Source organism: Baekduia sp., assembly GCF_035318805.1.
Taxonomy (GTDB): Bacteria; Actinomycetota; Thermoleophilia; order Solirubrobacterales; family Solirubrobacteraceae; genus Baekduia.
Window position 1 is genome coordinate 41,342 of record NZ_DATHDY010000041.1, and the last position, 22,687, is coordinate 64,028.

Below are 22,687 nucleotides of genomic sequence, written 5' to 3' on the forward strand. Positions count from 1 at the left end.
CACCGCTTCAGAAGATCGACGCGATGCCCGCTATCGAGGCCGTCGCCGACCGGCCTCGGTCAGAAGATCGACGCTATCCCGGCGATGGCGGGGGCGAACAGCAGGGCCGGCAGGAAGTTGCCGACCTTGACGTCCTGGATGTCGAGCAGCTTCAGCGAGAGCCCGATGATGAGCACGCCGCCGGCGGAGGTCATCGCCAGCAGCGCGTCGCTGCCCTCGGCCAAGATGGTGTCGAACAGCCCGGCGGCCAGGGTGAGCGACCCCTGGTAGACGAAGACGCTGATCGCCGAGAGCGCCACGCCCCAGCCGAGGCTCGCGGCGAGCGCGACCGACGCGAAGCCGTCCAGCAGCGCCTTGGTGTACAGCGTGTCGTGGTTGCCGGTCAGGCCCTCCTGGATCGGGCCCACGACCGCGAGCGCGCCGACGCAGAACACCAGGCTGGCGGTGAAGAAGCCCTCGGAGACCGTCGAGTCCTCGGCGCCGCCGCCGCGCTGCAGGCGTGCCTGGGCGCGGTCGCCCACGGCCTGGAGGCGGTCCTCGATGTGCAAGGCCTCGCCGGCCAGGCCGCCGAGCAGCACGCCGCCGAGGACGAAGAGTGAGTTCGTGTCGCGCCAGGCCAGGGCGTTGTCGATGCCGATGACGAGCACCACGAGGCCGAGCCCGTGCAGCACGCGGGTCTGCAGGTCGGTCGTCAGACGGCCGCCGACGAGCTCCCCGATCAGGGTGCCGAGCAGGATGGCGCCGACGTTGACGAGGGTTCCGGTCACGCGACGCGGGACAATGCCAGTTGATGCCCTCGCCTGACGTCCTCCTCGTCGGCCTCGGGTCGACGCACGGGCTGCGCGCGGCCGAGGACGAGCTGGCCGGCGCGCTGCGCCGGGCCGGCGCGGACGTCCTGCTGGCGCGGGCAGTCGCGCCGCGCGAGGTGCGGACGCTCGCGCTGACCGACCTGGCGTGGGCCCGCGCCGCGCGCCGGGCCGCCGTCGAGGCGCTCGTGGCGTCGTCGCCCGGCGCGGTCGTCTACTCCACGACGACGGCCGCGCTGCTGTGGCCCCAGCGGGGCGCGATCCGCTTCGACGCGCCCGCGGCCGCCAACCGGCCCGGGCGCCACGGCCTGTGGCAGCGGCCGGTCGAGCGCCGGCGGCTGGTGCAGGCGCCGCTGCTCGTGCCGCAGGATCCGGCCGCGTTGGTGGAGGCGGGCTCGCCGCCGACGCCGTCGGTGGTCGTGCCGATCCCGGTGGAGCCGTCGACCGGCGACGAGCCGCGCGACCTCGCCGCCGTGACCTACGCGACCAACCCCTACAAGAAGGGCCTGGACCGCGTGCTGGCCGCCTGGCGCGTCGCGCGCCGCGACGGCGAGGAGCTGGTGGTCGCCGGCGTCGAGGGCATCGATGACGACGGCGTGCGCTACGCGGGAACGCTGGCGCCCGGCGCGTTCCGCGCGCTGCTGCGCCGCGCCCGCGTCTATGTGACGGCGCCGCGCCGCGAGGACTACGGGATCGCGCAGCTCGAGGCGCTGGCCGACGGCTGCCGCGTCGTGACGACCCCGGCGCCCGGCCCCTACGCGGCGCTGCCGCTCCTGCGCACCGGCGGGCTCGGCTGGGTCGCCGAGCCCGACCCCGCGACCCTGGGCGCCGCGATGCGCGCGGCGCTGGACGCCGAGGACCCCGGCTACGCCCACCGCGCGCTGACGGCGATCGCGCCGTTTCGCCGCGCGTCGGTCGACGCGGTGGTGGCGACCGAGCTGCTGCCCCACCTGCTCGCCTGACCCCGCGCGATTGCCAAGGGGACTGTCCCCCAACGCTGCTTAACACTGTTGGCGCGTGTTGGGGGACTGTCCCCTGGCGCTTGTCCCCTGCCGCTTGCGCTACTGCGCGCGCTTGCGCAGCGGCGCGAACTCGGCCCAGGGCAGCGTGTTGGTCACGTCGGCCGCGGTGAAGCCGGCGCGGCGGGCGGTCGCCACGCCGAACCGGGAGTTCCCCTGCGTCGAGACGCCGTGGGCATCGGTGTCGACGATGATGCGCACGCCGGCCGCGCGGGCGGCGCGAGCGTGGACGTCGTTGAGGTCGCGGCGGTCGGGCGCGGAGTTGATCTCGAGCATCGTGCCGGTGCGGGCCGCGGCGGCGAAGACCGCGTCGACGTCGACGTCGTAGGGCAGCCGTGACTCGATCTTGCGCCCGGTCAGGTGGCCGATGCAGTCGATGTAGGGGTGCTCGACGGCGGTGACGATCCGCCGCGTCATCTCCGCCTGCGACATCCCGAAGCTCGTGTGCACCGAGCCGACGACCCAGTCGAGCTGCGCGAGCAGGTCGTCGTCGTAGTCCGGCGAGCCGTCGGGCAGGATGTTGGTCTCGGTCCCGATCAGGACCTCGATGCCGTCGAGCTTGTCGTTGAGCCTGCGGACCAGCTCGATCTGGCGCTTGAGCTGGTCGGGGCTGACGTCGTTGCCGAAGCCGTGCGTCGCCGAGTGGTCGGTGAGCGCGACGTACTCCAGGCCGCGGTCCAGCGCGCCGCGTGCCATCTCCTCGGCGGTGTTGCGCCCGTCGGAGGCGATCGTGTGGCAGTGGAGGTCGCCCTTGAGGTCGGCGACCTCGATCAGCTCGGGCACGACGAAGCCGGGCTCCAGCTCGCCGCGGTCCTCGCGCAGCTCCGGCGGGATCCACGGCAGGCCGAGCCGCGCGTAGACGTCGTGCTCGGTCGCGCAGCGCAGCGTGTCGCCGGTCGCGTCGTCGAGGATCCCGTACTCGGAGACGTGCAGCCCCTTGCGCACCGCCCGCTCGCGGATCCGCATGTTGTGCTGCTTGGAGCCGGTGAAGTGCTGCAGCAGGTTGCCGAACTGGTCGGGCGCCACGACGCGCAGGTCGATCGACACGCCGTTGTGGGTCCGGGCGCGCGCCGCGTTCTCGCCGGCCGACGACGCGCTCTCGACGATGTCGAGGTCGGCGAGCGCCGCGGCCAGCGCGGGCGGATCCTCGGAGGCGGCGACGATGTCGAGGTCCTTGACGCTGTCGGCCAGGCGCCGCACGCCGCCGGCGAGCTCGACGCGCACCGCCGCCGGATGCGCGCGCAGCTCCTCGACGATCGCCTCGCCGAGCTGCTGGGCCTTGTTGAGCAGCAGACGCGGCGCCGCCTTCTCCGACACCCCGGCCGCGAACGCGGCGAGCACCGACTCCTCGAACTTCGGCCCGAAGCCCTTGACGCCGCGCAGGCGCTCCTGCTCGGCGGCCTCGCGTAGCGACTCGAGCGAGTCGATCCCCAGCTCGTCGAAGAGCTTGCGGGCGCGCTTGGGCCCGAGCCCCGGGAGGCGGGTGAGGTCGACCAGCCCCGGCGGGAACTTGGCGCGCAGCTTCTCGGCGGCGGGGATCGTCCCGGTGTCCAGCAGCGCGCGGAGCTTCTCCTCGAGCGTCTTGCCGATGCCGGGCAGCGAGGTCACGCGCCCCTCGCGGGTGAGGGCGCTCACCGACATCGGCGCATCGCGCACGGCCTTGGCGGCGTTGCGATAGGCCACGACGCGGTGGATGACGGCCCCGTCGAGCTCGTAGAGGTCGCCGAGCTCGTCGAAGGCGGTGGCGATGGCGGCATTCGAAGGATCGGGTCGGAGACCGGCGAATGCTTCGGCGTTGGAGGGGTCGGACATCGTCTATGGAGCCTACGTCCCTAGGCTACGCGGCCTCGATGGCCGGAATCCCGTGGCTCATCCTCCCCACCTTCGACGAAGCCGAGAACATCGAGCTGATCGTCGAGGCTGCGCTCGGCGTGCTGCGCGCGGCGGCGCCGGAGGGCTTCCGCATCCTCGTCGTGGACGACGACTCCCCGGACGGCACGGGCCGCATCGCCGACCGGCTGGCCGCAGAGCACCCCGAGGTCGAGGTGCTGCACCGGACCGAGCGCGCCGGCCTCGGGCCCGCCTACCTCGCCGGGTTCGCGCACGCGCTGCGCCACGGCGCTGGCTACGTGTTCGAGATGGACTCCGACTTCTCCCATGACCCCGCCGACCTCGCCCGGCTGCTGACGGCCGTCCGCGACGGCGACGCCGACGTCGCGCTGGGCTCGCGCTACGTCGCCGGCGGCGCGGTGGCCGACTGGGGCATCGTGCGACGGCTCGTGAGCCGCGGGGGCTCGCTGTACGCGCGGATCATCCTCGGGCTGCCGGTCCACGACCTCACCGGCGGCTTCAAGTGCTTCCGCGCCGAGGTGCTGGAGGGCATCGACCTCCCGAGCATCCGCGCCCAGGGCTACGCCTTCCAGGTCGAGCTGACCAACCGCGCGATCCGCCGGGGCTTCGACGTCGTCGAGGTCCCGATCACGTTCCGCGACCGCCTGCGCGGCGAGTCGAAGATGTCGGCGCGGATCGCGCTCGAGGCGATGATCCTCGTGCCGCAGCTGCGCCGCCGCGACCGCTGAGCGCCGCGGCGCGACCGCCCGGCCGTTCAAGCGCGCGCCGCCCGCGGCCGATCCTCCCGGGAGATGGCCCCCGAGCTCGTCCTGGTCCAAGGCCTGCGCGACACGCGCGGCACGCTGGAGCGCTGGAGCGCGCGGCCGCTGGCGATCGTCGGCCCGTGGTTCGCCGGTGCGGCGGCGGTGTGCGCCGGCCTGCTGGTCGCGGTGGCGATCGTCGCCCAGCTGGCCACCCCGGACCCGAGCGGCCTCCTGCAGCCCGGCCTCAACGAGCCGGCGACGCTCGACGCCGTCGGCCACATCCTCTTTCGCAACTCGCTCGTGCTGTCGCTGCACGCGATGGCCTGCGTCGCGGGCTTCATCGCCGGCAGCTCGCTGCCGCTGGAGGCCGAGCGCCACACCGGCCTGTGGCGCAAGGTCCACGACAAGGCGGGCCCGCTGGCGATCGCGTTCGTGCTCGCGGCCACGGCGTTCTCGCTGTGCACCCAGGCCTACGTCCTGGGCCACTCCGCCGCGACGCTGGCCGCCCAGGGCGGCATGCCGTCGGAGCGGCTGATCGTCGGCCTGCTGCCCCACGCGATCCCCGAGCTGATCGGCCTCTTCCTGCCGCTCGCGGCGTGGACGATCTCCAGCCGGCGCGGGCAGTGGCAGGAGCTCCTGGCCGCCACGTTCGCCACCGTAGCCCTCGCGATCCCGCTCGTCGTCGGCGCGGCGTTCGTCGAGGTGTACGTCTCGCCCCACTTCATCCTCTGGCTGCGCTGAGCGCGGCCCGGGTAGGCTCGCTGCGCGTAACGCCCGCCGGCGCTACCGAGACCGCACTTCACTTTGTATAGTGAGACCCCTTACCCCTCTGAAGGAGCCCTGACCATGGCCGGCACGCTTTCCGAAGTCACCGACACCAACTTCCAGGCCGAGGTCCTCGAGGCCGACGGTCCCGTCCTCGTCGACTTCTGGGCGCCCTGGTGCGGCCCGTGCCGCGTCGTCGCCCCCATCCTCGAGGAGATCGCCGCCGAGCGCTCCGATCTCACGATCGTGAAGCTGAACGTCGACGAGAACCAGCAGACGGCCGCCAACTTCGAGGTGCTCAGCATCCCGACGCTGATCCTCTTCAAGAACGGCGCGGTCGCCAAGAAGGTCATCGGCGCCTACCCGAAGCGCAAGCTCGAAGCCGAGCTCGAGCCGGTGCTGTCGGCCTAACCCGCCGCTCCGGGGGCCAGCCTCGCCTTCGCGTCGGCGCGACCGCCGTCGAAGGCGAGGCCCTCGTCGGCCAGCAGCCGGCGCACCCGCTCAGGGTCGCCCAGCGCGGTCCCCGCGACCGTCCCGTCGGCGCGCAGCACGCGGTGCGCTCCCTCGCAGGCCAGGCGCGTCAGCCGTCCGTTGACGCCGATCGCCTGGCGCGGCACGCCACCCGCAGCCGCCACCACGTCGCCGTAGCTCATCCAGCGCCCGGGCGGGATCCTCTCCACGACCGACCGCAGCGCCTCGGCGTCCATCGTCGTCGGTCGTTGCGTGGTAGGTGCGTCGCTCATGCCCACCAAGGGCGCGCCGCGCCGAGACTCGCCCCCGTACGGCCGTGGCGCGGTCCGCCGGCGGACGTGGACGTTCCACCCCCTCTCGTACCTGCGCGACCTACTGCGCCTGGCTCGGCGACGAGCCGGTGCCGTTCCCGTGCCACCCGGATCCCGCCGAGGTCGACCTCCTGACCGACGCGCTCGTCGTACGGCGCGCGCAGCAATAGCGTCCGCAGACCGGCAACGGCCGATGTGAGGAGGAGTGGGATGAGGCTTCATCTGACGGTGCTGGCCACGCTCGCGGCCATGGTGGGCGCGGCGGCGCTGGCCACCGCCCAGCAACCGGTGCCGACGGTGACCGTGGACGCCAGCCCGACGGCGGTGACCCTCGCCCCGGCCGGCCCGGTCCCGGCCGGACCGACGCGCATGAACTTCGTCCGCCCCGCCGGCGTGACCAAGGAGCTCGACGCCTACGTGGCCCTGCTCGTCCCCGGCGTGACGGTCGACCAGCTCCAGAAGACGCTCCTCGCCGAGGAGCAGACCCAGGGCGAAGCGTCGATCGGGCTCGTGTCGATCCAGGCCAGCGCGCTGATCCCGGAGGGCCAGTCCTCCGCGGCGGTCACGTTCAACGTCAAGCCTGGGCTCACCTACGTGCTCGTCATCGAGCAGCCCAACGACAAGGCGCCCACGACACGTTCGATCACGACCTTCACGTCGGGCACGGACGCCAACGGCGCCACCGCCCCCGCGCCGTCGGCCACCGTGCGCATGCAGGCGCTGCACTTCCGCGGCGCGTCGACCTTCAAGCAGACCGGGACCGTGCGCTTCGAGAACCGCGACGGCGTGGCGCACTTTGCGCTCGCCTTCCCGCTGCGGAAGGGCACGACGACCGCGAAGCTCGGCAAGGCCGTCACGAGCGAGCGCGCCTTCAACAAGCTCGTCGCCGGGCCGCCGTACATGGCGCAGAACATCCTGAGCGGGGGCGACACCACCAACGACCAGGAGCTCAAGTTCCCCACGAAGGGCCGCTACGGGCTGTTGTGCTTCATCGACGGCCACGAGCGCCTGGGCATGTACCGGATCATCACCGTGAGGTGAGCCCGGCCGGCTCGGTCGTCGTTGCGACCACCCGCGCCGCGCGGCCACGCGCGCCGCGGGGCTAGCCTGACCGCTATGTTCACCGGCCCGCACCACGCCCTCAGATCGCCGTCGGCGCCTGATCGCCCGAGGCGCCCGTGAGCGTCCTGTCTCGCGTGTTCGGCGCCCGGCGCCACGCCACGCCGCAGCCGACCGACCAGCAGGTGGCTGCCGTCGACGTGTCCGCGATGCTCGCTCTCGCACGCGCCCGCGGCGACCGGCGCTCCGATGACGAGATCGCCGCCGCCCTGATGCTCGGCGCGGACCTGACGGCCGAACGCCACCCCGACGCCGACTTGCGTGGGCGCGCAGCCGCGGCGTCGGTGGCCACCCGCGACTGGCTTGTCGGCCGCGTCGGCGAGCGCGAGGCGGCTCGGCTGCTGTCGATCTCGCTTGGCCCCGTCGGCGAGGACGGCACCACCGCGCGGGACTAGTTCGCGCCGACGACCTTGAAGCTCGTGTTGACGAAGATGTGGTGGGGCCAGTTGACGCCGATGTTGTGGACCTCGTACTCGCCGTTGCTCAGCTTGACAACGCGGTCGACCACGCCGCCTGGATAGGCGGCCAGCGCCGCGACAGTCGCCTTGTTCGCTGTCGTCCCGCTGACGATCGTCCCAGAGCCCTCGGTGTAGTTCGCCGGGACCTGGCCGTCCTGCTTCGCCGTGCTCGGTGCTCCGCGCTTGAAGGTGACCACCTTCGACGGCGTGAACGTCGTAGATGCGCCGCTGGCCGGTTGCACGACGACCTGCGTTGCCGTGATGGTCGTTCCGTTGACCGTCCCGACTACGAGGACAGGTGCGCCCTTTGTGATGGCACTTGCCGAGCTCGAGCTCGTCCCCTTCCGGTATGTCGTGGAGGACGCCTTCTTGACGGTCACCTTCTGACCCCCTGATGTCGACAGGGTGAAGCTCGACCCCGACACGCTGCTGACCGTGCCGACGACGCCTCCGGCGGCCGGTCCAGACCGCGCGTTCGATCCGGCCTTCGCCGCGAATCCCGCCGTCGCCGTCTGTCCGGTGCTGGCACCGGCCGAGCCGCCGCTTGAGGTTGCGCTGACGATCCCAAAGGCGCCGCCTGCGATCACCACGACCGCGGCGCCGATGGCGAGGGGCCTGCTCATTCTCCGACTTAGCATCTGCGATCTCCTTCTGGTCTGTCTCCGGGAGCCGAGGATGCTGGAGCAAGCTGGGGAGATGCTGAGTCTCAGCCGGTCCGCTGAGGCGTGTCGCTATCGCGACTGGGGACCCACCTCCGGCGGCGACGGCTGGCCGCCGTGGCCTCGGCCTCGCTGGCCGCCTACGGCACCCCTAGACCTTGGCGACCGCGATCGTCAGCGCGTGCCCGTCGACCGTCGCCTGCGCACCGGCGCTGTCGGCGTCGTAGCTGACCTCGAGGGCCAGCACCTCGCCGGCGACGAGCTCCTCGTGCTCGCGCACCGCTTCGAGGATCTCGGCGTCGCCGCCGAGCGCCAGCGCGATGCGGTCCGAGACCTCGAGGCCCGCCTCCTTGCGCGCGTTCTGGATCGCCCGCACGACCTCGCGCGCCCAGCCCTCGCGGCGCAGCTCGTCGTCCATGGCGAGGTCCAGCGCCACGGCGTGCCCGCCCTCGCGCTCGACCTGGAAGCCGTCCAGCGGCCGCAGCCCGACGAACAGGTCCTCCGCGGTCAGCTCGTGGTCGTGGCCGTCGACGTTGACGCCCACCGTCCGGCCCTCGCGCAGCGCGACCGCGACGTGATCGGCGTCCAGGGCGTCGATCGCCGCCGCCACCTGCGGCATCAGCTTGCCGAAGCGCGGGCCAAGCGTCCGGTAGTTGGGCTTGAGGTCGTAGGAGCCCAGCTCGTCGGCCTCGTCGACGAAGCGCAGGGACTTCACGTTGAGCTCGTCCCCGACGATCGCGCCCAGCTCCTCCAGCGACTCGCGCTCGCGCCCCGCGGCGACCACCACGGCCTCGCGCAGCGGCCGGCGCAGGCCGACCTTCGCACCGGCGCGGGCACGTAGGCCGAGCGCCACGGCCTCGCGCGCGGTCGCCATCGCGTCCTCGAGCGCGAGGTCGCGCTCCGGCGCCACCGGCCAGTCGGTGAGGTGCACCGAGCCCTGCGAGCCGTCCAGGTTGTCGTAGATCTCGTCGGCGACGAACGGCGCGAACGGCGCCAGCAGCTGCGCGACGGTCAGCAGCGACTCGCGCAGCGTCGCGAACGCGCGCGGATCGCCCTCCCAGAAGCGCCGGCGCGAGCGCCGCACGTACCAGTTGGAGAGGTCGTCCACGAACGCGGCGATCTCGCGCGCGGCCGTCGTCGCGTCGAACGCGTCGAGGCGCTCGGTGACCACCTCGACGGTCGCGCCCAGGCGCGAGAGCACCCAGCGGTCGAGGTCGGTCGGAGGGGTGGGTGCGTCCGCATCCGCCGTCGCCGCCTCGCCCGCGGCGTTCTCGTAGAGCACGAGGAAGCCGTAGGTGTTCCACAAGGTGTTGAAGAACAGCCGGACGCCCTCGGCGATCGTCTCCTCCGAGAACCGGTAGCCGTCCCACGGCTGCTTGGACGAGAAGAAGTACCAGCGCAGCGCGTCGGCGCCGAAGCGGTCGAGGACCTCGAACGGATCGACGACGTTGCCCTTGGACTTCGACATCTTCTGCCCGTCCTCGTCGAGGATCAGGCCGAGGCAGACGACGTCGCGGTAGGGCGCCTCGTCGAACAGCAGCACCGAGACGGCCAGCAGCGAGTAGAACCATCCGCGCGTCTGGTCCAGCGCCTCGCAGACGAAGTCCGCGGGCCACGCCTGCTCGAAGCGCTCCTCGTTCTCGAAGGGCGCGTGCCACTGGGCGAACTGCATCGCGCCGGAGTCGAACCAGACGTCGATGACCTCGGGGACGCGCCGCATCAGCTTGCCCGACGACGGGCTGGTGAACGTGATCTCGTCGACGAACGGCCGGTGCGGATCCTCGAGCTTCTGACCCGACAACTCCTCGAGCTCGGCGAACGAGCCGATGACGTGGGTCTCCTCGCCGTCCTCGCTGCGCCACACCGGCAGCGGCGTGCCCCAGTAGCGCTCGCGCGACAGCGCCCAGTCGACGTTGTTCTCCAGCCACCGGCCGAAGCGCCCGGTCTTGACGTGGTCGGGATGCCAGGTGACGTGGTCGTTGGCGTCCAGCAGCCGGTCGCGCAGCTTCGACGTCGCGATGTACCAGGACGGCTTGGCGTAGTAGAGCAGCGGCGTGCCGCAGCGCCAGCAGTGCGGGTAGCTGTGCTCGTACTCCTGCGCGCGCAGCAGGCGCCCGCGGGCGCGCAGGTCCTCGACGAGGTCGGCGTCGGCGTCCTTGACGAACCGGCCCTCGTAGCCCTTGATGCGCTCGTCGTAGGTGCCGTCCAGGCGCACGGGGTTCACGACCTTCAGGCCGTACTGCGCCCCGAGGCGGAAGTCGTCCTCGCCGAAGGCGATCGCGGTGTGCACCAGGCCGGTGCCGTCGTCGGCGGTGACGAAGTCGCCGAGCAGCACGGTGTGGCCGCGCTCGCCGTACTCGTCGCCCTTGATGTAGTGAAACGGCGGGTCGTAGCGCACGCCGTCCAGCGCGGCGCCAGGGAAGCGCGCGAGGATCTGGACGGGATGCTCGGGATCCGTGTCGAGCACCCGAGCCACGAGCGCCTCGGCGAGCACCACCGGCGCCTCCAGCGCACCGGTCTTGGCGCGCACGTAGGTCAGCTCGGGATCGACGGCGACCGCGGCGTTGGAGACCAGCGTCCACGGCGTCGTGGTCCAGACGAGCAGCTCGTCGCCGGCCTGGACCGGGCCGCCGTCCTCGACCACCGGGAAGCGCACGTAGACCGACGGGTCGACGACGTCCTTGTAGCCCAGCGCCAGCTCGTGCGACGACAGCGCGGTGCCGCAGCGCGGGCAGTACGGGACGACCTTGTGCCCTTCGTAGAGCAGGTCCTTGTCGGCGATCTGGCGCAGCGCCCACCAGACCGACTCGATGTAGGAGGGATCGAGCGTGCGGTAGGCGTTGTCGAGGTCGACCCAGAAGCCGATCCGCTCGGTGAGGCGGTTCCAGTCCTCGAGGTACTCGAACACCGACTCGCGGCACTTCGCGTTGAACTCCGCGATCCCGTAGGCCTCGATGTCGTGCTTGTTGTGGAGCCCGAGCGCCTTCTCGACGTTGATCTCGACCGGCAGGCCGTGGGTGTCCCAGCCGCCCTTGCGCTCGACGAGATGCCCGCGCATCGTCTTGTAGCGCGGGTAGATGTCCTTGAACGCGCGGGCCAGGACGTGGTGGACGCCCGGCCGTCCGTTGGCGGTTGGCGGACCCTCCCAGAAGACCCAGCGGTCGGCGCCCTCGCGCTGGCGCAGCGACTCGGCGAAGACGTCGCGCTCGCGCCACCGCGCGAGCACCTGCTCCTCGAGGGCGGGGAAGGACTGGTTCGAGTCGACGGGACGGCGGGCCATGAGCGGCCCAGGATATGGCTTGCGCTACCGCAGGTAGCGCAGCGCTACGCAGCGAGCTTGCGGCAGATGTCGGCCAGCATGCGCTTCTCGGCCTCGTCGAGCACCGAGAACGCATCCTGCACCCGCCGCGTGTGCTCGGGGAACAGCCGGTCGATCAGCTCGCGCCCCTGCACGGTGAGGCGCACGGACGCGGCACGGCGGTCGTGCGCCAGCCGGAACCGCTGGACCATCCCGCGCGTCTCCAGCGTCGTCACGACCTCGGTCGCGTTGGCCTTCGACGTCCGCAGCCGGGCGCGCAGGGCCCGCAGCTCCAGCTCGCCACCTGCGGTCGACAGCACGACCAGGACCGAGAAGCCGGACGCCGAGACGTGCTCGCGCTCCAGATCGGCCGAGAGGCGGCGCCGGACGCTCGCCTCCGCGCGCAGCAGAGAGTCCAAGGCACGGTGGGCCAGGGGATCGCCAAGCTCGGGAAGCGTCATCGCGCGGGCATCATGCCGCGCGGCTCGGACGGCTCCGAACCTTTGGTCTACAGCCCGATGGCGCGCGACTCGCCGCGGACGAAGCGGCCGGTGCCGGCGCGCCCGTCGATGCGGGCCAGGATCGCGTCGCGAGCGGCCAGCGGGCCGTCCGGGAGCACCTCGACGGTGCTGCTGCCCGCGTGCGGGATCGCCCCGCGGTAGTCGAGGATCGCGACGTCCTCGCCGGCCACGCGGCGGGCGGTGAAGACCAGGCGGCCGAGCGCGTCGAGCGAGGCGCCGCGGCCCGTGAGCACGACCGCGCGTGGGTCCAGCGCGGTGATGGCGTGCGAGAGGCGGTTGGGGTCCGAGTCGGCCGTCAGCGTCAGCGTGCGCAGGCCGCCGCGGCGCAGGATCAGCTCGAGCGCCTGGGCCTGCAGCGCCTCGGCCTCGGGCGCGCGGGACGCGTCGAAGACCAGGACGCCCTCGGGGCGGGACGCGGGCGGCGCGACGCGCTGGGTCGCGGCCAGCCAGCCGGTGGCGTAGCGCCAGGCGAAGCCGTACTCGGGCGTGGGCGGCGCGCCGGGCGCCGGGGCGAGGGACTCGACCGTCGGCAGGAGCACCTCCTCGATCGTGCGCTCCACGGAGCGCACCGTGAGGCTCTCCTCGATCAGGCGGTCGGCGCCGTCCTCGTCGAACCGGCCGAAGGCGGACTCCAGGCGGGCCGGCGACGCCGGGCCGGTGCCGCGCTCACGGGCGACCGACACCGCCGAGGAGATGTTCTGCGTCTCCTCGAAGGCGGCACGCAGCGCCTCGATCTCCGCGAGGTCGAACTGGCGATGACCTCCTGCGGTGCGCTTGGGCTCGGGGTAGCCGAATCGGCGCTCCCAGGAGCGCAGCGTGTTGGGGCTGACGCCGAGCATCGCTGCCGCGGCATTTGTCCGGATCGAGCCACCCATTGCCAGACAGTCTTCGCCTTTTGAGAGGGTTGGCGCAACTTGCGCAAGGTCCGGTGCAGGACGGGCACCGTGTTGCAGCAGGAGGAGGCGCCCCGCGCGCGCCGACGCGGGGCCCTCGGATCAGACCGTGGAAAGCACGATCAGCGCACCGGCGGGCGGGCCGCAGGCGCCGACGCGGGCGGCGTAGCGCACGCCGTACTCGCCGGCCGGGCGCACGACGAGCGTGCGCGGCTCGGCGAACCCGCTGGTGATGATGCTCTGCAGCAGCTCGTCGCCCTGGCCGGCCTCGGCGTCGGCCGGCTCCAGGAAGTCGCAGATGTGGCGGTGGACCGCGTCGGGCTCGTCGACCTCGAGCACGCGCTCGGCGCCGCGGGACAGCCCGCAGAGCTTCAGCTGCTGGTCGATGATGATGAAGGACTCGCCCTTGCGCGGCGCGAGGTCCTGCGCGGCGGTGATCACGACGCCCAGGCCGCAGAGGGCGCAGACCCGCGAGCGGGCGGCCATCGCCGTCGGCGGCGCCTGGCCGCAGTGCCCGCAGAAGCGGACCAGCGGTGTGGGATCGACCGGATCCGGTACGAGATGCAGCGATGGGCGCGCGAAGCTCAAGCGGGATCCTCCTCAGGCTCAGGCGGTCAGCCGGCGCCGGCGTGGCGTGGGCAGGACCGCATCGTCGAACTCCAGGGGCTCTTCTGCGGCGGCGTGGCGGACGCCGCCTTCGGCGAGGTCGACCAGCTGCCCCGCGGCCTGCGTGGGCGACCCGGCGAGATGCCGTGCGCCCGTCGTGCGGGGGCGACCCGTTCCGCCGCGGCGGAACAGCAGGACCGGCAGCGCGCCGGCGGTGGCCCGCACGCGGTAGGCCCAGCGGGCGACGTCGTCGTCCTGCTCCTCGCCGCCCGCGATCACGACGACGCGCGGCTCGTAGGACGACACCACGTCGCCCAGGCCCGCGAGGCCGTTGACGGGCAGCGTGACCGTCCGCAGCCCGGTGCGGCTGACGCACAGCTCGAGCGCACGGAGCGCGAGCGCATCCGGGTCGAGCTGGTCGCCGGTCGCGTCGCCGAGCAGCACGGCGGGCCGGCGGTCGGGCGGCGGCGACAGGCGCTGGGCCCGCATCAGCCACTCGCTCGCCCAGCGGGCCGCGAGGGCCCACGGAGCGGAGTCCGTGCCATGACGGTCGCCGATCTCCTCCAGCGACGGCAGCAGGACCTCCTCGACGGAGCGCTCGACCGAGCGCAGCGCGAGGGCGCCCTCCATCGCCGCGTCAGCCCGCTCCAGCTCGAAGGCCGCGAGCGCGCCGACCAGCACGTGGGTGTCGGCCGCCACCGATTCCCGCGCGCGAGAGATGGCCGACGAGATCGACAGCCCCTCCTGCAACGCGTCCCGGAGCGCGGCGATCTCCCCGTGCGTGTAGAGGCGGTGCTTTCCCGGCGAGCGCTGCGGCTTGGGGTAGCCGAAACGACGCTCCCACGCACGGAGCGTGTTGGGGCTGACGTTCAAGACGGCAGCCGCTTCGGAGGTCTTCAGCGTGCGCACGGCTGATGAACGGGATCACGGCGTACAGCTTTAGTCCCGCCTAGGTCACAAAGTGCATCGATTTTGCGCAACTTCCCGTGCAGAGGCACGGAGTCAGCTTACGCTCGCGGCCGTCAGCACGTCCACCGTTCGTCCACTTTCTCTCGGAAGGCTCGTCATGAACAACCTCAAGGTCCGCGCCCTGCCCTACGCCGGCGCCCTCGCCGTCATCGCCTCGCTCGCCGGGTACGTCGGCGGCCGCTAGACGCACCTGCCCATGGACCATTGCGGAGGCGCCGTGTAGCGTCTCCGCTGTGAGCGGGGCAGACGTGGTGGAGCGCCCGCGCCTTGCGGCTGGCCTTGCCGTCGCGGGCTTGCTCGTCGCCGCCTCTTTCGCGATCGTCGAGCCGGGGACGCTCGACGATCCGCTGTGGATCGTCCTCGTCGGGTGCGCGGCGGTCTCGCGGCTGCTGGCCGTCGACGTCTCGCACCAGCGCATCTTCGTCTCGGGCGCGTTCCTGTGCGGGATCCTGGCGGCGTGCTTCCTGGGCCCGGCGGCGGCGTTCACCGTCCCGGTCGTCGCCGAGCTCGTCGGCTGGACCGTCGAGCGCTACCGGCGCGTCCCGCTGCTCATCAACCTCGCCGGCAGCGCCCTGCCGACGGTCCTGGCCGCCGCGGTCCTGCACGCGCTGCGCCTCGATCGCGACAGCGCGGAGTTCGCGATCGCCCTGGCGGCGTCCAGCGGCGCGGTGATCGTCGTCAACTCCGAGCTCGTCGGGGTGGGGATGGCGCTCCTCGACGGCCAGCCCCTGCGCGACCGCGTGCGCGCGCTGGCCGACCTCGCACCGACCATCGCCATCAACATCGCGCTGGTCACCGCGATCGGCGCCGCCTACGTGCAGACCGGGTTCGCGGTCATCACGCTCGTGCTCGTCGCGCTGCTGGCGTTCAGCTACATGACGCGGCTGGTCACGGCCGCCCGGGAGCGGACGAAGGAGTACGCGAACCTCTCGTGGGGCGTCCTCAGCGGGCTGATCCGCACGCTCGACGCCCGCGACCAGCGCGCCGCACGGCACTGCGCGGCCGTCGCCCGCTTCGCGCGCGACATGGCCGGCCACGTGGGCATGTCCGAGCGCGAGCAGGAGCTGGCGCACACCGCGGGGCTGCTGCACGACATCGGCCGGTTCGCGCTGAGCGACCGCGTGATGGAGCGCGGCGTCGTGCTGACCGAGGACGACTGGCTGGCGATCCGGCGCCATCCCGAGCTGGGCGCCGACATGCTGCGCGACATCGGCGTCTACGGCCCGCTGTCGGAGATCATCGTGGCCCACCACGAGCGCCCCGACGGCAAGGGCTACCCCAAGCGGCTGACCGCCGAGGACATCCCGGAGATCTCCAAGATCATCGCGGTCGCCGAGGTCTACGACACGCTGACGGCGCCGGACACGTACCGCACGCGCCTGAGCTCGTTCGAGGCGCTGACCGAGTTGCGCCGCGTCGCGGGCACGCAGCTGGACGGCGACTACGTCGAGGCCCTCGCCGAGCTGCTGGCGGGCCAGGGCACCGAGTACCGGCACGCCGACGCCGCCGACTACGACGAGGAGCTGGCGATCGAGCGCCGGATGAACGAGGCCGCCTCCGCAGGCTGAGGCCCCGCTCGATCGGGGATCGAGCGGCGGATGCACCAGCGGGCGGGCGGCCACGCCGCCGGCGGCCTACGGCTTGCGGGGCACGTCGGCCGGGGACTCCGCCGGCGCGGCGGCCTCCCCGTCGCTCTCCCGCACGAAGCGGCCGGCGCCGTTCGTGCGGTCCTCCAAGGAGGAGACGAACTCGTCGAGCTCCCCGACCGGGAATCGCCGTTGGCCGCCGGGGGTCCGGTAGCCGTGCAGGTATCCCATGTCGGACCACCGGCGAACGGTGGAGAGGGAGACACCGAGGTGACGTGCCGCCTCCGAGGTCGTGAGACCCAGGCGGCTGGTATGCGTGGACCGCGTCATGAATGGCAGTGTTAGGGGCCGGCGACGACTTCGCGACAGTCCTGGCGGCTTTGCGCAGGTTTCAGCCTTCTGGCCTGCCCATAGCACTCCGTCTGAGAGCATCCTTGCGTCCATGGGCCGACTCGACGAGCTGGATCTGACCCTCAAGCTGAAGCGCTCCGAGCAGGACGAGCGCCTCGCGAAGGCCGGTCGGCGGCTCGCTCAGCTGCGCCTCGCGCTCGGCGGCAAGCTCGACGGCGGCGGCCGGCTGGGTCCCGGCCTGGCCCTCGTCGTGGAGGGCTGGGACGCCTCCGGAAAGGGCGGGGCGATCAAGCGCCTCGTCGCGTCGCTGGACGCTCGGCACGTGCGCTTGGCGTCGTACGCCGCGCCGACGCCCGACGAGAAGCGCCATCACTACCTTCAGCGGTTCTGGCCGGCCCTGCCCGGCCTCGGCGGCATGACCATCTTCGACCGCTCCTGGTACGGCCGCGTGCTCGTCGAGCGCGTCGAGGGCTTCGCCACCGAGGAGCAGTGGCGCCGCGCCTACGACGAGATCGCGTTCTTCGAGCGCACGCTTGCCGCCGAGGGCACGATCATCGTCAAGTACTGGCTGCAGATCTCCGACGAGGAGCAGCTGCGCCGCTTCGAGCGCCGCGAGAAGGACCCGCTGAAGCGGTGGAAGATCACCGACGAGGACTGGCGCAACCGCGCCAAGCGGCCGCAGTACGTCGAGGCGGTCGAGGAGATGCTTGCCCGCACGGACACGCTCGAGGCACCCTGGATCCTCGTCGAGGCGGAGTCCAAGCGCTTCGCCCGCGTGAAGGTGATGGAGTCCGCCATCGAGCAGATCGAGCGCGGAGCCGCGGCGCGCGGCTTCGTGGTCCCTGAACCACTGGAACCGGAGACGAAGGTATGAGCTACACCCACACCGAACGCGTGCGCTTCGGCGACCTCGACGCCATGCGCCACCTCAACAACGTGGTGTTCCTGCGGTACTTCGAGACCGCTCGCATCGCGTACCTGCGCGAGATCGTCCCGGCCCACGACCCGGCCAACCCCGAGCGCGACGAGTTCGGCCTCATCTTCGCCGAGTGCCACATCAACTACCGCTCGCCGGTCGTCTTCGACGAGGTCGTCGACGTCAAGTGCTCGATCGGCAACGTCAAGCGCTCGTCGTTCCGCGTCGAGTTCGAGATGCGCGTGGGCTCGCGGCTGGTGGCCGAGGGCTACGGCGTGCTCGTCGGCTTCGACTACACGGCGGAGCAGGCCTCGCCGCTGCCCGACGCGCTGCGCGAGACGCTCCAGGCCGAGGCGGCGTCGGAGTCCGGCGCCGCGGCCCAGGCGGGCTAGGGGTGCCGTAGGCGGCCAGCGAGGCCGAGGCCCACGACGGCCAGCCGTCGCCGCCGGAGGTGGGTCCCCAGTCGCGGTAGCGACACAGTCTCCTAGGGGAACGCTGGCCCAGGGGGCCAGGTTCCCTTGCGGGTGTTCGCCCCGGGGGGCGAAACCCGCGGCGGATCAGGGACCACGCTCCGAGCGGTCTTCCAGGCTAGGCCGGCGCGCCCAGCACGACCCATCGGCGCCCGAGGAACCGGGCGCCGATGGTCAGCAGGCGGGCGACCATGAGCGCGTCGATGCCCCACCAGACACCCTGGACGCCCCAGCCCTGGTGCAGCGACAGCAGCGCGATCGGGACGAAGACCCCGAACGCGCTGAAGGCCATCGCATAGGCGAGGTAGCGCGTGTCGCCCGCGCCGAGCAGGATGCCGTCGAGCGCGAAGACCAGCGCGCCGATCGGCTGCATGAGCGCGAACAGCGGCCAGAGCTCGTGCGCGCGGGCGATGACGTCGGGGTCGCTGGTGAACACGCGCGGCAGGACGTCCTCGAGCACGAGGAGGCCGGACGCCATCGCGCAGCCCGCGACGAGCGCCCACGCGCACATGCGTCGCGCGGCCGCCATGGCATCCGCGGCCCGGCCCGCTCCCAGCATCCGCCCGACGAGCACCTGTCCGGCGATGGCGATGGCGTCGAGCACGAGCGCCAGGAAGATGAAGAGCTGGAAGGCGACCTGGTGGGCGCCGAGGCTGTCGGCGCCCTCGCGCGCGAGGACCGCGCCGGCGATGACGAACGCGAGCAGCAGCGAGCCGGTCCGCACCACGATGTGCGAGCCCATGCGCGTCAGGCGTCGCAGGAGCTCGGCGTGCGGACGGCGCGAGCGGGCGGGCGCGCGCAGCAGGTAGGCGGCGAACGCGACCCCCATGCCGAGCTGGGCGAGCACCGTTCCGGCGGCGGATCCGTCCAGGCCCCACTGAAAGCCGTAGACGAACAGCAGCTCCAGGACGATGTTGATGACGTTGGCCACGACGACCACGACCAGCGGCGAACGCAGGTCGCCGACGCCGCGCAGGTAGCCCTGGGCGGCAAGGGCCACCAGCGCGCACGGCAGCCCCAGGGCGCTGAGGCGCAGGTAGCGCGCGGCCAGGTCGGCGACGTGGCCCGAGCCACCGACCAGCGCCATCAGCGGGTCGGCGAGCGCCGCGACGGTCGCCGCCAGCACGGTCCCGATCCCGAGCGCCAGCCACAGCGCCTGGGCGGCGATCTCGCCGGCGCGCTCGTCCTCGCCCGCGCCGTGCAGGCGCGCGACCATCGCGGTCGTGCCGTAGGTCAGGAAGTTGCAGAGGCTGACGACCGCGCCGAGGACCGCGGCGGCGAGCGCCAGCGCGGCGAGCTGCGGGGTGCCCAGGTGGCCGACGATCGCCGTGTCGGCCAGCAGGTACAGCGGCTCGGCCGCCAGCGCGCCGAGCGCGGGGACCGCCAGCCGCATGATCTCGCGGTCGTAGGGCGAGCGTCGCCGCACGCCGCCACTCTACGATGACCCCGATGAGGTGCCGTGCCGCCCTCGCCCTCGGTCTCGCGCTCGCCACGGGGGCGTGCACGAACGACGACCCGCCGATGCCGACGACCTGCACCACCACCGACCAGGCCGGCTACGAGCGAGCCCTGCGGGCCGCGCCCGGCGACGTCCGCCTGCCCGGCGGCGTCCCGATCTCCGACTGCCTGCGCCGCGTGCGCACCGACGGCCAGCTGCAGGAGCTCGGTGCCGTCGTCCACCGGACCGCCGAGACGCTGGCCGGCCGCGTCCGCGACGGCGGCGACGTCGCGGCCGCGCGCGAGCTGGGGTATCTGAGCGCGGCGGTCGACGCGGGCGCGGGGCGGTCCAACGGAATCTCCGCCGAGCTGGCGCGCCGCGTCTCGGTCACCGGCACGGGGTTACGCGACATCTCGCCCGCCGTGGCGCGGGCGCTGGCCGCCGGCCAGGCCGCCGGAGCCGATCGCGGGTGAGGCTGCGCCTGTGGCACGCCGGCGACGGCGCCCGCATCGCCTACCGCGAGACGGGGACGGGGCCGCCGCTCGTGCTGGTGCACTCGGCGGGCTTCAGCCATCGCGAGTTCGAGCCGGCCGTCGAGGGCCTGTCGCACCGGTTCCGGCTCGTACTGCCCGACCTGCCGGCGCACGGAGACTCCGAGGACCGGCCGCGCCACCCGTACACGTTCGACTGGATGGCCGGCGTGCTCGCGGCGTTCTGCATCGACGTCGGCGGCCGACGGCCGCTGGTCGGCGGCCACGGGCTGGGCGGCGACCTGCTGGTCCGCGCGATGGAGCTGGGCCTCCTGTCGCCGGCGCGGATGGCGCTGATGCCGTGCCGGCTGCACCGGCCGCCGGAGCGGCCCAAGGCCCACGGGGCGTGGCTGGCGGCCGCGCGCGCGGCGGGGCTGCCGGGGCTGGACCGTGTGGCCGGCCATGCGGTGAAGCTCGCGTTCCGGCCGGAGCGCGGCGTCGCGCTGACCGCGCGCCAGGTGCCCGAGGCCCAGGACCTCGTGCGCCACGCGATGGCCGACGTCGGCGGCAACGCCAACCTCGCGCGCTCGTGGGCGCGGCTGGCGCGCAACCTGCCGCGCGGGCCGCGGCGCCAGGTGCTCGACCTGCTGCCCGAGCTCGACCTCCCCGTGCTGCTGCTGTGGGCCGACGAGGACCGCCACCATCCGCTTCGCGGCGCCGAGGAGGCGCTCGACCTGCTTCCCGACGCGATGCTCCGCGTGCTCCCGGGGACGGGCTACCTGATGGCCTACGACGATCCTGTAGGGGTCGCTCGCGAGCTCGTGGCGTTCTTCGGCTGATGCTCGGCGGCGCGTTCGGGAGCCCGCGTCTCGGGGCTGCGTCGTAGGCTCCGGGGTCATGCCCCCCTCGAAGAAGACGCTGTACGGCGGCGAGACCAAGAAGGCCGTCGACAACTTCCCGATCTCCGGCGAGACGGTCCCCGTCTCGGTGATCCGGTGGCTCGGCCGCATCAAGGGCGCCGCCGCCCTGGTCAACGCCGACCTCGGCAACCTCGATCCCGCGCTCGCGCAGGAGATCGCCACAGCGGCCGAGGCCGTCGCCGCCGGCGAGCACGACGACCAGTTCCCGATCGACGTCTTCCAGACCGGCTCGGGCACGTCGACCAACATGAACACCAACGAGGTGCTCTCCGCCCTGACCGGCGGCAAGGCGCATCCCAATGACCATGTGAACTTCGGCCAGTCGTCCAACGACGTGTTCCCCTCGGCCGTGCATCTCGCCGCGCTGGACCAGACCACCAACGAGCTCCTCCCGGCGCTCAAGCAGCTCGAGCGCTCGCTCGACCGCAAGGCCAAGAAGTTCAAGGACGTCGTCAAGTCCGGCCGCACGCACCTCATGGACGCCGTGCCGGTCACCCTCGGCCAGGAGTTCGGCGGCTACGCCGCGCAGATCCGCCTCGGCCAGGAGCGCATCCAGTCCGCGCTCGTGCACGTCGGCCAGATCCCGCTCGGCGGCACCGCCACCGGCACGGGCCTCAACACGCACCGCAAGTTCGCCGCCGAGGTGCGCAAGCGCCTGGCGAAGGACTCCAAGTTGAAGCTCATCGCGCCGCCGGCCGATCCGTTCGAGGCGCAGGCCAACCGCGACGCGCTGGTCGAGCTGTCGGGCGCGCTGAAGGTCGTGGCCGTGTCGCTGACGAAGATCGCGCAGGACATCGCGCTGATGGGCTCCGGCCCGCGCGCCGGCATCGGCGAGATCTTCCTGCCCGAGCTGCAGAAGGGCTCCTCGATCATGCCGGGCAAGGTCAACCCGGTCCTGCCCGAGGTCGTGCTGCAGGTGTCCGCGCAGGTCATCGGCAACGACACCGCCATCACCATCGGCGGCATGCAGGGCCAGTTCGAGCTCAACGTCCGCATCCCGCTGATCGCCCGCAACCTGCTGCAGTCGATCCACCTGCTGGCGACCACGTCGGTCGCGTTCGCCGAGAAGTGCATCGACGGCATCGAGGTCAACCGGGCCGGCACGAAGGCCTCGGCCGGCGGCACGCTCGCCGTGGCGACGGCGTTGAACGGGGCCATCGGCTACGACGCGGCGGCAGCGATCGTCAAGAAGGCGTCGGAGTCGGGGCGGCCGTTGCGCGACGTCGCCCTCGAAGAGGGCGTCGACGCCAAGCTCTACGACGACACGATCGACCTGCGGCGGATCGCGGCGGGCAACCAGGCCTGATCGGGCGGTCCGGGTCGCTTCGTGATGGATAGTCCAGCACGAAGCGACCCGCATCACGCGAGGAGTCGCCGGAGGCGATGCGCGCATCCCTCCGGCTCCCGTGTGATCTGGTTGTAGGTGAAGCGGACGACCGTGTAGCCGGCGAGCGTCAGGGCTTGATCGCGCGCTCGGTCGGCCTCGAACGCGGTGGGCGTCGAGTGATAGGTGAAGCCGTCGGTCTCCACGACGAGCTTCGTGCCGCGCCAGTGGAAGTCCACCATGAACCCGGCGACCGACGCGTTCGCGTGCGGCGCGGGGAGGCCATGGTCGTCGCAGAGCTGGAGGAACCGGACCTCGAGCGTGCTCCGCAGGTCCGCCGCGCCCACGCCTTCGAGGTCGTCGAGCACCCGCCGCAGCGCCGGCGCGCCGTGCTGCCGAGGATGCTCGTCGACGCACCGGCGCGCAGCGACGAGATCGAAGAGCCCCAGGCGATCCGCCTGCGCGATGACGTCCTCGAGCGCCCGAGGTCGCAACGCAGGCGCAAGGTCCAGCAGCGTGCGCGCGACCGTGCTGGTTGGTATGCCGTCATGGATCGTCGTCTCCCAGGCGCGGAGGGTGCCGACGCGGTGGAGGCGGATGCGCTTACGGTCGGGAACGCGACCCGAGCGCGCGGGCGTGGTCACGTGGATCAGACGACCCCGTGGCGGGGCGATGCCCCAAGCCGCGGCCGCGTCGCCGTGGCTCAACACCGCGTTGCGTCCG

General features: G+C 72.6%; 25 protein-coding genes. 13 read left to right on the forward strand and 12 right to left on the reverse strand.

Annotated elements, in window-relative coordinates; all coding sequences use genetic code 11:
- Positions 1-59 precede the first annotated feature (59 nt).
- Positions 60-767: a DUF554 domain-containing protein gene (locus VK501_RS09600; RefSeq protein ID WP_324337020.1), complete on the reverse strand. Its 708-nt coding sequence runs from the start codon at positions 765-767 to the stop codon at positions 60-62.
- A 23-nt stretch (positions 768-790) separates the two neighbouring features.
- On the opposite strand from VK501_RS09600, the gene VK501_RS09605 reads away from it, so the two are divergent.
- Positions 791-1,768, forward strand: coding sequence for a glycosyltransferase (locus tag VK501_RS09605; RefSeq protein ID WP_324337022.1), 978 nt, complete (start codon positions 791-793; stop codon positions 1,766-1,768).
- 99 nt (positions 1,769-1,867) lie between these two features.
- On the opposite strand, the gene polX is transcribed toward VK501_RS09605, so the two are convergent.
- On the reverse strand, positions 1,868-3,637 hold the full coding sequence (gene polX / locus VK501_RS09610) for a DNA polymerase/3'-5' exonuclease PolX (protein WP_324337024.1): 1,770 nt from the start codon (positions 3,635-3,637) through the stop codon (positions 1,868-1,870).
- A gap of 38 nt (positions 3,638-3,675) precedes the next feature.
- Here polX and VK501_RS09615 point away from each other — a divergent pair, with 38 nt between their 5' ends.
- From VK501_RS09615 to trxA, 3 genes are all read left to right on the forward strand, one after another.
- Positions 3,676-4,404 (forward strand): polyprenol monophosphomannose synthase, encoded by a 729-nt coding sequence (locus tag VK501_RS09615; RefSeq protein ID WP_324337026.1) that lies wholly within the window; start codon positions 3,676-3,678, stop codon positions 4,402-4,404.
- A 63-nt stretch (positions 4,405-4,467) separates the two neighbouring features.
- Positions 4,468-5,160 (forward strand): stage II sporulation protein M, encoded by a 693-nt coding sequence (locus VK501_RS09620; protein ID WP_324337028.1) that lies wholly within the window; start codon positions 4,468-4,470, stop codon positions 5,158-5,160.
- Between the two features lie 105 nt (positions 5,161-5,265).
- Positions 5,266-5,595 carry a thioredoxin gene (gene trxA / locus VK501_RS09625; RefSeq protein ID WP_324337029.1) on the forward strand — a complete coding sequence of 110 codons (330 nt, stop codon included), beginning with the start codon at positions 5,266-5,268 and terminating at the stop codon, positions 5,593-5,595.
- Here trxA and VK501_RS09630 read toward each other — a convergent pair.
- On the reverse strand, positions 5,592-5,927 hold the full coding sequence (locus VK501_RS09630) for an MGMT family protein (RefSeq protein WP_324337031.1): 336 nt from the start codon (positions 5,925-5,927) through the stop codon (positions 5,592-5,594). The genes trxA and VK501_RS09630 overlap by 4 nt on opposite strands.
- Before the next feature lie 249 nt (positions 5,928-6,176).
- Here VK501_RS09630 and VK501_RS09635 point away from each other — a divergent pair, with 249 nt between their 5' ends.
- Together VK501_RS09635 and VK501_RS09640 are read left to right on the forward strand one after the other, a co-directional pair.
- Complete coding sequence (locus VK501_RS09635) at positions 6,177-7,007, forward strand: hypothetical protein (protein WP_324337032.1); 831 nt, start codon at positions 6,177-6,179, stop codon at positions 7,005-7,007.
- Positions 7,008-7,144: 137 nt separating this feature from the next.
- Positions 7,145-7,480 carry a hypothetical protein gene (locus VK501_RS09640; protein ID WP_324337034.1) on the forward strand — a complete coding sequence of 112 codons (336 nt, stop codon included), beginning with the start codon at positions 7,145-7,147 and terminating at the stop codon, positions 7,478-7,480.
- Here VK501_RS09640 and VK501_RS09645 read toward each other — a convergent pair.
- Positions 7,477-7,740, reverse strand: coding sequence for a hypothetical protein (locus VK501_RS09645; protein ID WP_324337036.1), 264 nt, complete (start codon positions 7,738-7,740; stop codon positions 7,477-7,479). The genes VK501_RS09640 and VK501_RS09645 overlap by 4 nt on opposite strands.
- Between VK501_RS09645 and VK501_RS09650 the strand changes: the two genes are divergently transcribed.
- Positions 7,733-7,930 (forward strand): hypothetical protein, encoded by a 198-nt coding sequence (locus VK501_RS09650; RefSeq protein ID WP_324337038.1) that lies wholly within the window; start codon positions 7,733-7,735, stop codon positions 7,928-7,930. The two genes, VK501_RS09645 and VK501_RS09650, sit on opposite strands and share 8 nt — an antisense overlap.
- A gap of 423 nt (positions 7,931-8,353) precedes the next feature.
- Here the strand turns inward: VK501_RS09650 and ileS are convergent, their stop codons facing one another.
- From ileS to VK501_RS09675, 5 genes are all read right to left on the reverse strand, one after another.
- Positions 8,354-11,482 carry an isoleucine--tRNA ligase gene (gene ileS / locus VK501_RS09655; RefSeq protein ID WP_324337040.1) on the reverse strand — a complete coding sequence of 1,043 codons (3,129 nt, stop codon included), beginning with the start codon at positions 11,480-11,482 and terminating at the stop codon, positions 8,354-8,356.
- 44 nt (positions 11,483-11,526) lie between these two features.
- On the reverse strand, positions 11,527-11,961 hold the full coding sequence (locus VK501_RS09660; RefSeq protein ID WP_324337042.1) for a MarR family winged helix-turn-helix transcriptional regulator: 435 nt from the start codon (positions 11,959-11,961) through the stop codon (positions 11,527-11,529).
- 47 nt (positions 11,962-12,008) lie between these two features.
- Positions 12,009-12,896, reverse strand: a complete 888-nt coding sequence (locus VK501_RS09665) for a MerR family transcriptional regulator (protein WP_324337044.1) — start codon at positions 12,894-12,896, stop codon at positions 12,009-12,011.
- A gap of 120 nt (positions 12,897-13,016) precedes the next feature.
- A complete protein-coding gene (locus VK501_RS09670) occupies positions 13,017-13,502 on the reverse strand; it encodes a hypothetical protein (RefSeq protein WP_324337046.1) in 486 nt (161 codons plus the stop codon).
- A gap of 18 nt (positions 13,503-13,520) precedes the next feature.
- Positions 13,521-14,429: a MerR family transcriptional regulator gene (locus tag VK501_RS09675; RefSeq protein WP_324337048.1), complete on the reverse strand. Its 909-nt coding sequence runs from the start codon at positions 14,427-14,429 to the stop codon at positions 13,521-13,523.
- A gap of 293 nt (positions 14,430-14,722) precedes the next feature.
- On the opposite strand from VK501_RS09675, the gene VK501_RS09680 reads away from it, so the two are divergent.
- Positions 14,723-16,057 carry an HD-GYP domain-containing protein gene (locus tag VK501_RS09680; protein ID WP_324337050.1) on the forward strand — a complete coding sequence of 445 codons (1,335 nt, stop codon included), beginning with the start codon at positions 14,723-14,725 and terminating at the stop codon, positions 16,055-16,057.
- Positions 16,058-16,123: 66 nt separating this feature from the next.
- Here VK501_RS09680 and VK501_RS09685 read toward each other — a convergent pair whose 3' ends face one another.
- Positions 16,124-16,519 carry a helix-turn-helix domain-containing protein gene (locus tag VK501_RS09685; RefSeq protein ID WP_324337052.1) on the reverse strand — a complete coding sequence of 132 codons (396 nt, stop codon included), beginning with the start codon at positions 16,517-16,519 and terminating at the stop codon, positions 16,124-16,126.
- Here VK501_RS09685 and VK501_RS09690 point away from each other — a divergent pair.
- Together VK501_RS09690 and VK501_RS09695 are read left to right on the forward strand one after the other, a co-directional pair.
- Entirely contained in the window at positions 16,518-17,300 is a 783-nt protein-coding gene (locus tag VK501_RS09690) for a UDP-galactose-lipid carrier transferase (protein ID WP_324337054.1), read from the forward strand. The genes VK501_RS09685 and VK501_RS09690 overlap by 2 nt on opposite strands.
- Positions 17,297-17,734 carry a thioesterase family protein gene (locus VK501_RS09695; RefSeq protein WP_324337056.1) on the forward strand — a complete coding sequence of 146 codons (438 nt, stop codon included), beginning with the start codon at positions 17,297-17,299 and terminating at the stop codon, positions 17,732-17,734. The genes VK501_RS09690 and VK501_RS09695 overlap by 4 nt, the downstream gene beginning before the upstream one ends.
- 196 nt (positions 17,735-17,930) lie before the next feature.
- On the opposite strand, the gene VK501_RS09700 is transcribed toward VK501_RS09695, so the two are convergent.
- The gene (locus VK501_RS09700) at positions 17,931-19,238 is read right to left on the reverse strand and encodes an MATE family efflux transporter (RefSeq protein WP_324337058.1); all 1,308 of its coding nucleotides are present in this window, start codon (positions 19,236-19,238) and stop codon (positions 17,931-17,933) included.
- Positions 19,239-19,261: 23 nt separating this feature from the next.
- Here VK501_RS09700 and VK501_RS09705 point away from each other — a divergent pair, with 23 nt between their 5' ends.
- The 3 genes from VK501_RS09705 to VK501_RS09715 are packed head-to-tail and all read left to right on the forward strand — an operon-like array spanning position 19,262 to position 21,946.
- Positions 19,262-19,723 (forward strand): hypothetical protein, encoded by a 462-nt coding sequence (locus VK501_RS09705; protein WP_324337059.1) that lies wholly within the window; start codon positions 19,262-19,264, stop codon positions 19,721-19,723.
- A complete protein-coding gene (locus VK501_RS09710) occupies positions 19,720-20,559 on the forward strand; it encodes an alpha/beta hydrolase (protein WP_324337061.1) in 840 nt (279 codons plus the stop codon). Before VK501_RS09705 ends, VK501_RS09710 begins: the two co-directional genes overlap by 4 nt.
- Before the next feature lie 58 nt (positions 20,560-20,617).
- Positions 20,618-21,946, forward strand: a complete 1,329-nt coding sequence (locus VK501_RS09715; protein WP_324337063.1) for a class II fumarate hydratase — start codon at positions 20,618-20,620, stop codon at positions 21,944-21,946.
- A gap of 53 nt (positions 21,947-21,999) precedes the next feature.
- Here VK501_RS09715 and VK501_RS09720 read toward each other — a convergent pair whose 3' ends face one another.
- Positions 22,000-22,608, reverse strand: a complete 609-nt coding sequence (locus VK501_RS09720; RefSeq protein ID WP_324337065.1) for an endonuclease domain-containing protein — start codon at positions 22,606-22,608, stop codon at positions 22,000-22,002.
- Positions 22,609-22,687 lie beyond the last annotated feature (79 nt).

What these genes read in the sequence shown, in the direction of transcription:
- ileS (WP_324337040.1), bottom strand. Translation starts at nt 11,482, where the DNA reads ATGGCCCGCCGTCCCGTCGACTCGAACCAGTCCTTCCCCGCCCTCGAG.
- VK501_RS09635 (WP_324337032.1), top strand. Translation starts at nt 6,177, where the DNA reads ATGAGGCTTCATCTGACGGTGCTGGCCACGCTCGCGGCCATGGTGGGC.
- VK501_RS09630 (WP_324337031.1), bottom strand. Translation starts at nt 5,927, where the DNA reads ATGAGCGACGCACCTACCACGCAACGACCGACGACGATGGACGCCGAG.
- VK501_RS09695 (WP_324337056.1), top strand. Translation starts at nt 17,297, where the DNA reads ATGAGCTACACCCACACCGAACGCGTGCGCTTCGGCGACCTCGACGCC.
- trxA (WP_324337029.1), top strand. Translation starts at nt 5,266, where the DNA reads ATGGCCGGCACGCTTTCCGAAGTCACCGACACCAACTTCCAGGCCGAG.
- VK501_RS09705 (WP_324337059.1), top strand. Translation starts at nt 19,262, where the DNA reads ATGAGGTGCCGTGCCGCCCTCGCCCTCGGTCTCGCGCTCGCCACGGGG.
- VK501_RS09620 (WP_324337028.1), top strand. Translation starts at nt 4,468, where the DNA reads ATGGCCCCCGAGCTCGTCCTGGTCCAAGGCCTGCGCGACACGCGCGGC.
- VK501_RS09715 (WP_324337063.1), top strand. Translation starts at nt 20,618, where the DNA reads ATGCCCCCCTCGAAGAAGACGCTGTACGGCGGCGAGACCAAGAAGGCC.
- VK501_RS09615 (WP_324337026.1), top strand. Translation starts at nt 3,676, where the DNA reads ATGGCCGGAATCCCGTGGCTCATCCTCCCCACCTTCGACGAAGCCGAG.
- VK501_RS09690 (WP_324337054.1), top strand. Translation starts at nt 16,518, where the DNA reads ATGGGCCGACTCGACGAGCTGGATCTGACCCTCAAGCTGAAGCGCTCC.
- polX (WP_324337024.1), bottom strand. Translation starts at nt 3,637, where the DNA reads ATGTCCGACCCCTCCAACGCCGAAGCATTCGCCGGTCTCCGACCCGAT.
- VK501_RS09665 (WP_324337044.1), bottom strand. Translation starts at nt 12,896, where the DNA reads ATGGGTGGCTCGATCCGGACAAATGCCGCGGCAGCGATGCTCGGCGTC.
- VK501_RS09685 (WP_324337052.1), bottom strand. Translation starts at nt 16,519, where the DNA reads ATGGACGCAAGGATGCTCTCAGACGGAGTGCTATGGGCAGGCCAGAAG.
- VK501_RS09605 (WP_324337022.1), top strand. Translation starts at nt 791, where the DNA reads ATGCCCTCGCCTGACGTCCTCCTCGTCGGCCTCGGGTCGACGCACGGG.
- VK501_RS09660 (WP_324337042.1), bottom strand. Translation starts at nt 11,961, where the DNA reads ATGACGCTTCCCGAGCTTGGCGATCCCCTGGCCCACCGTGCCTTGGAC.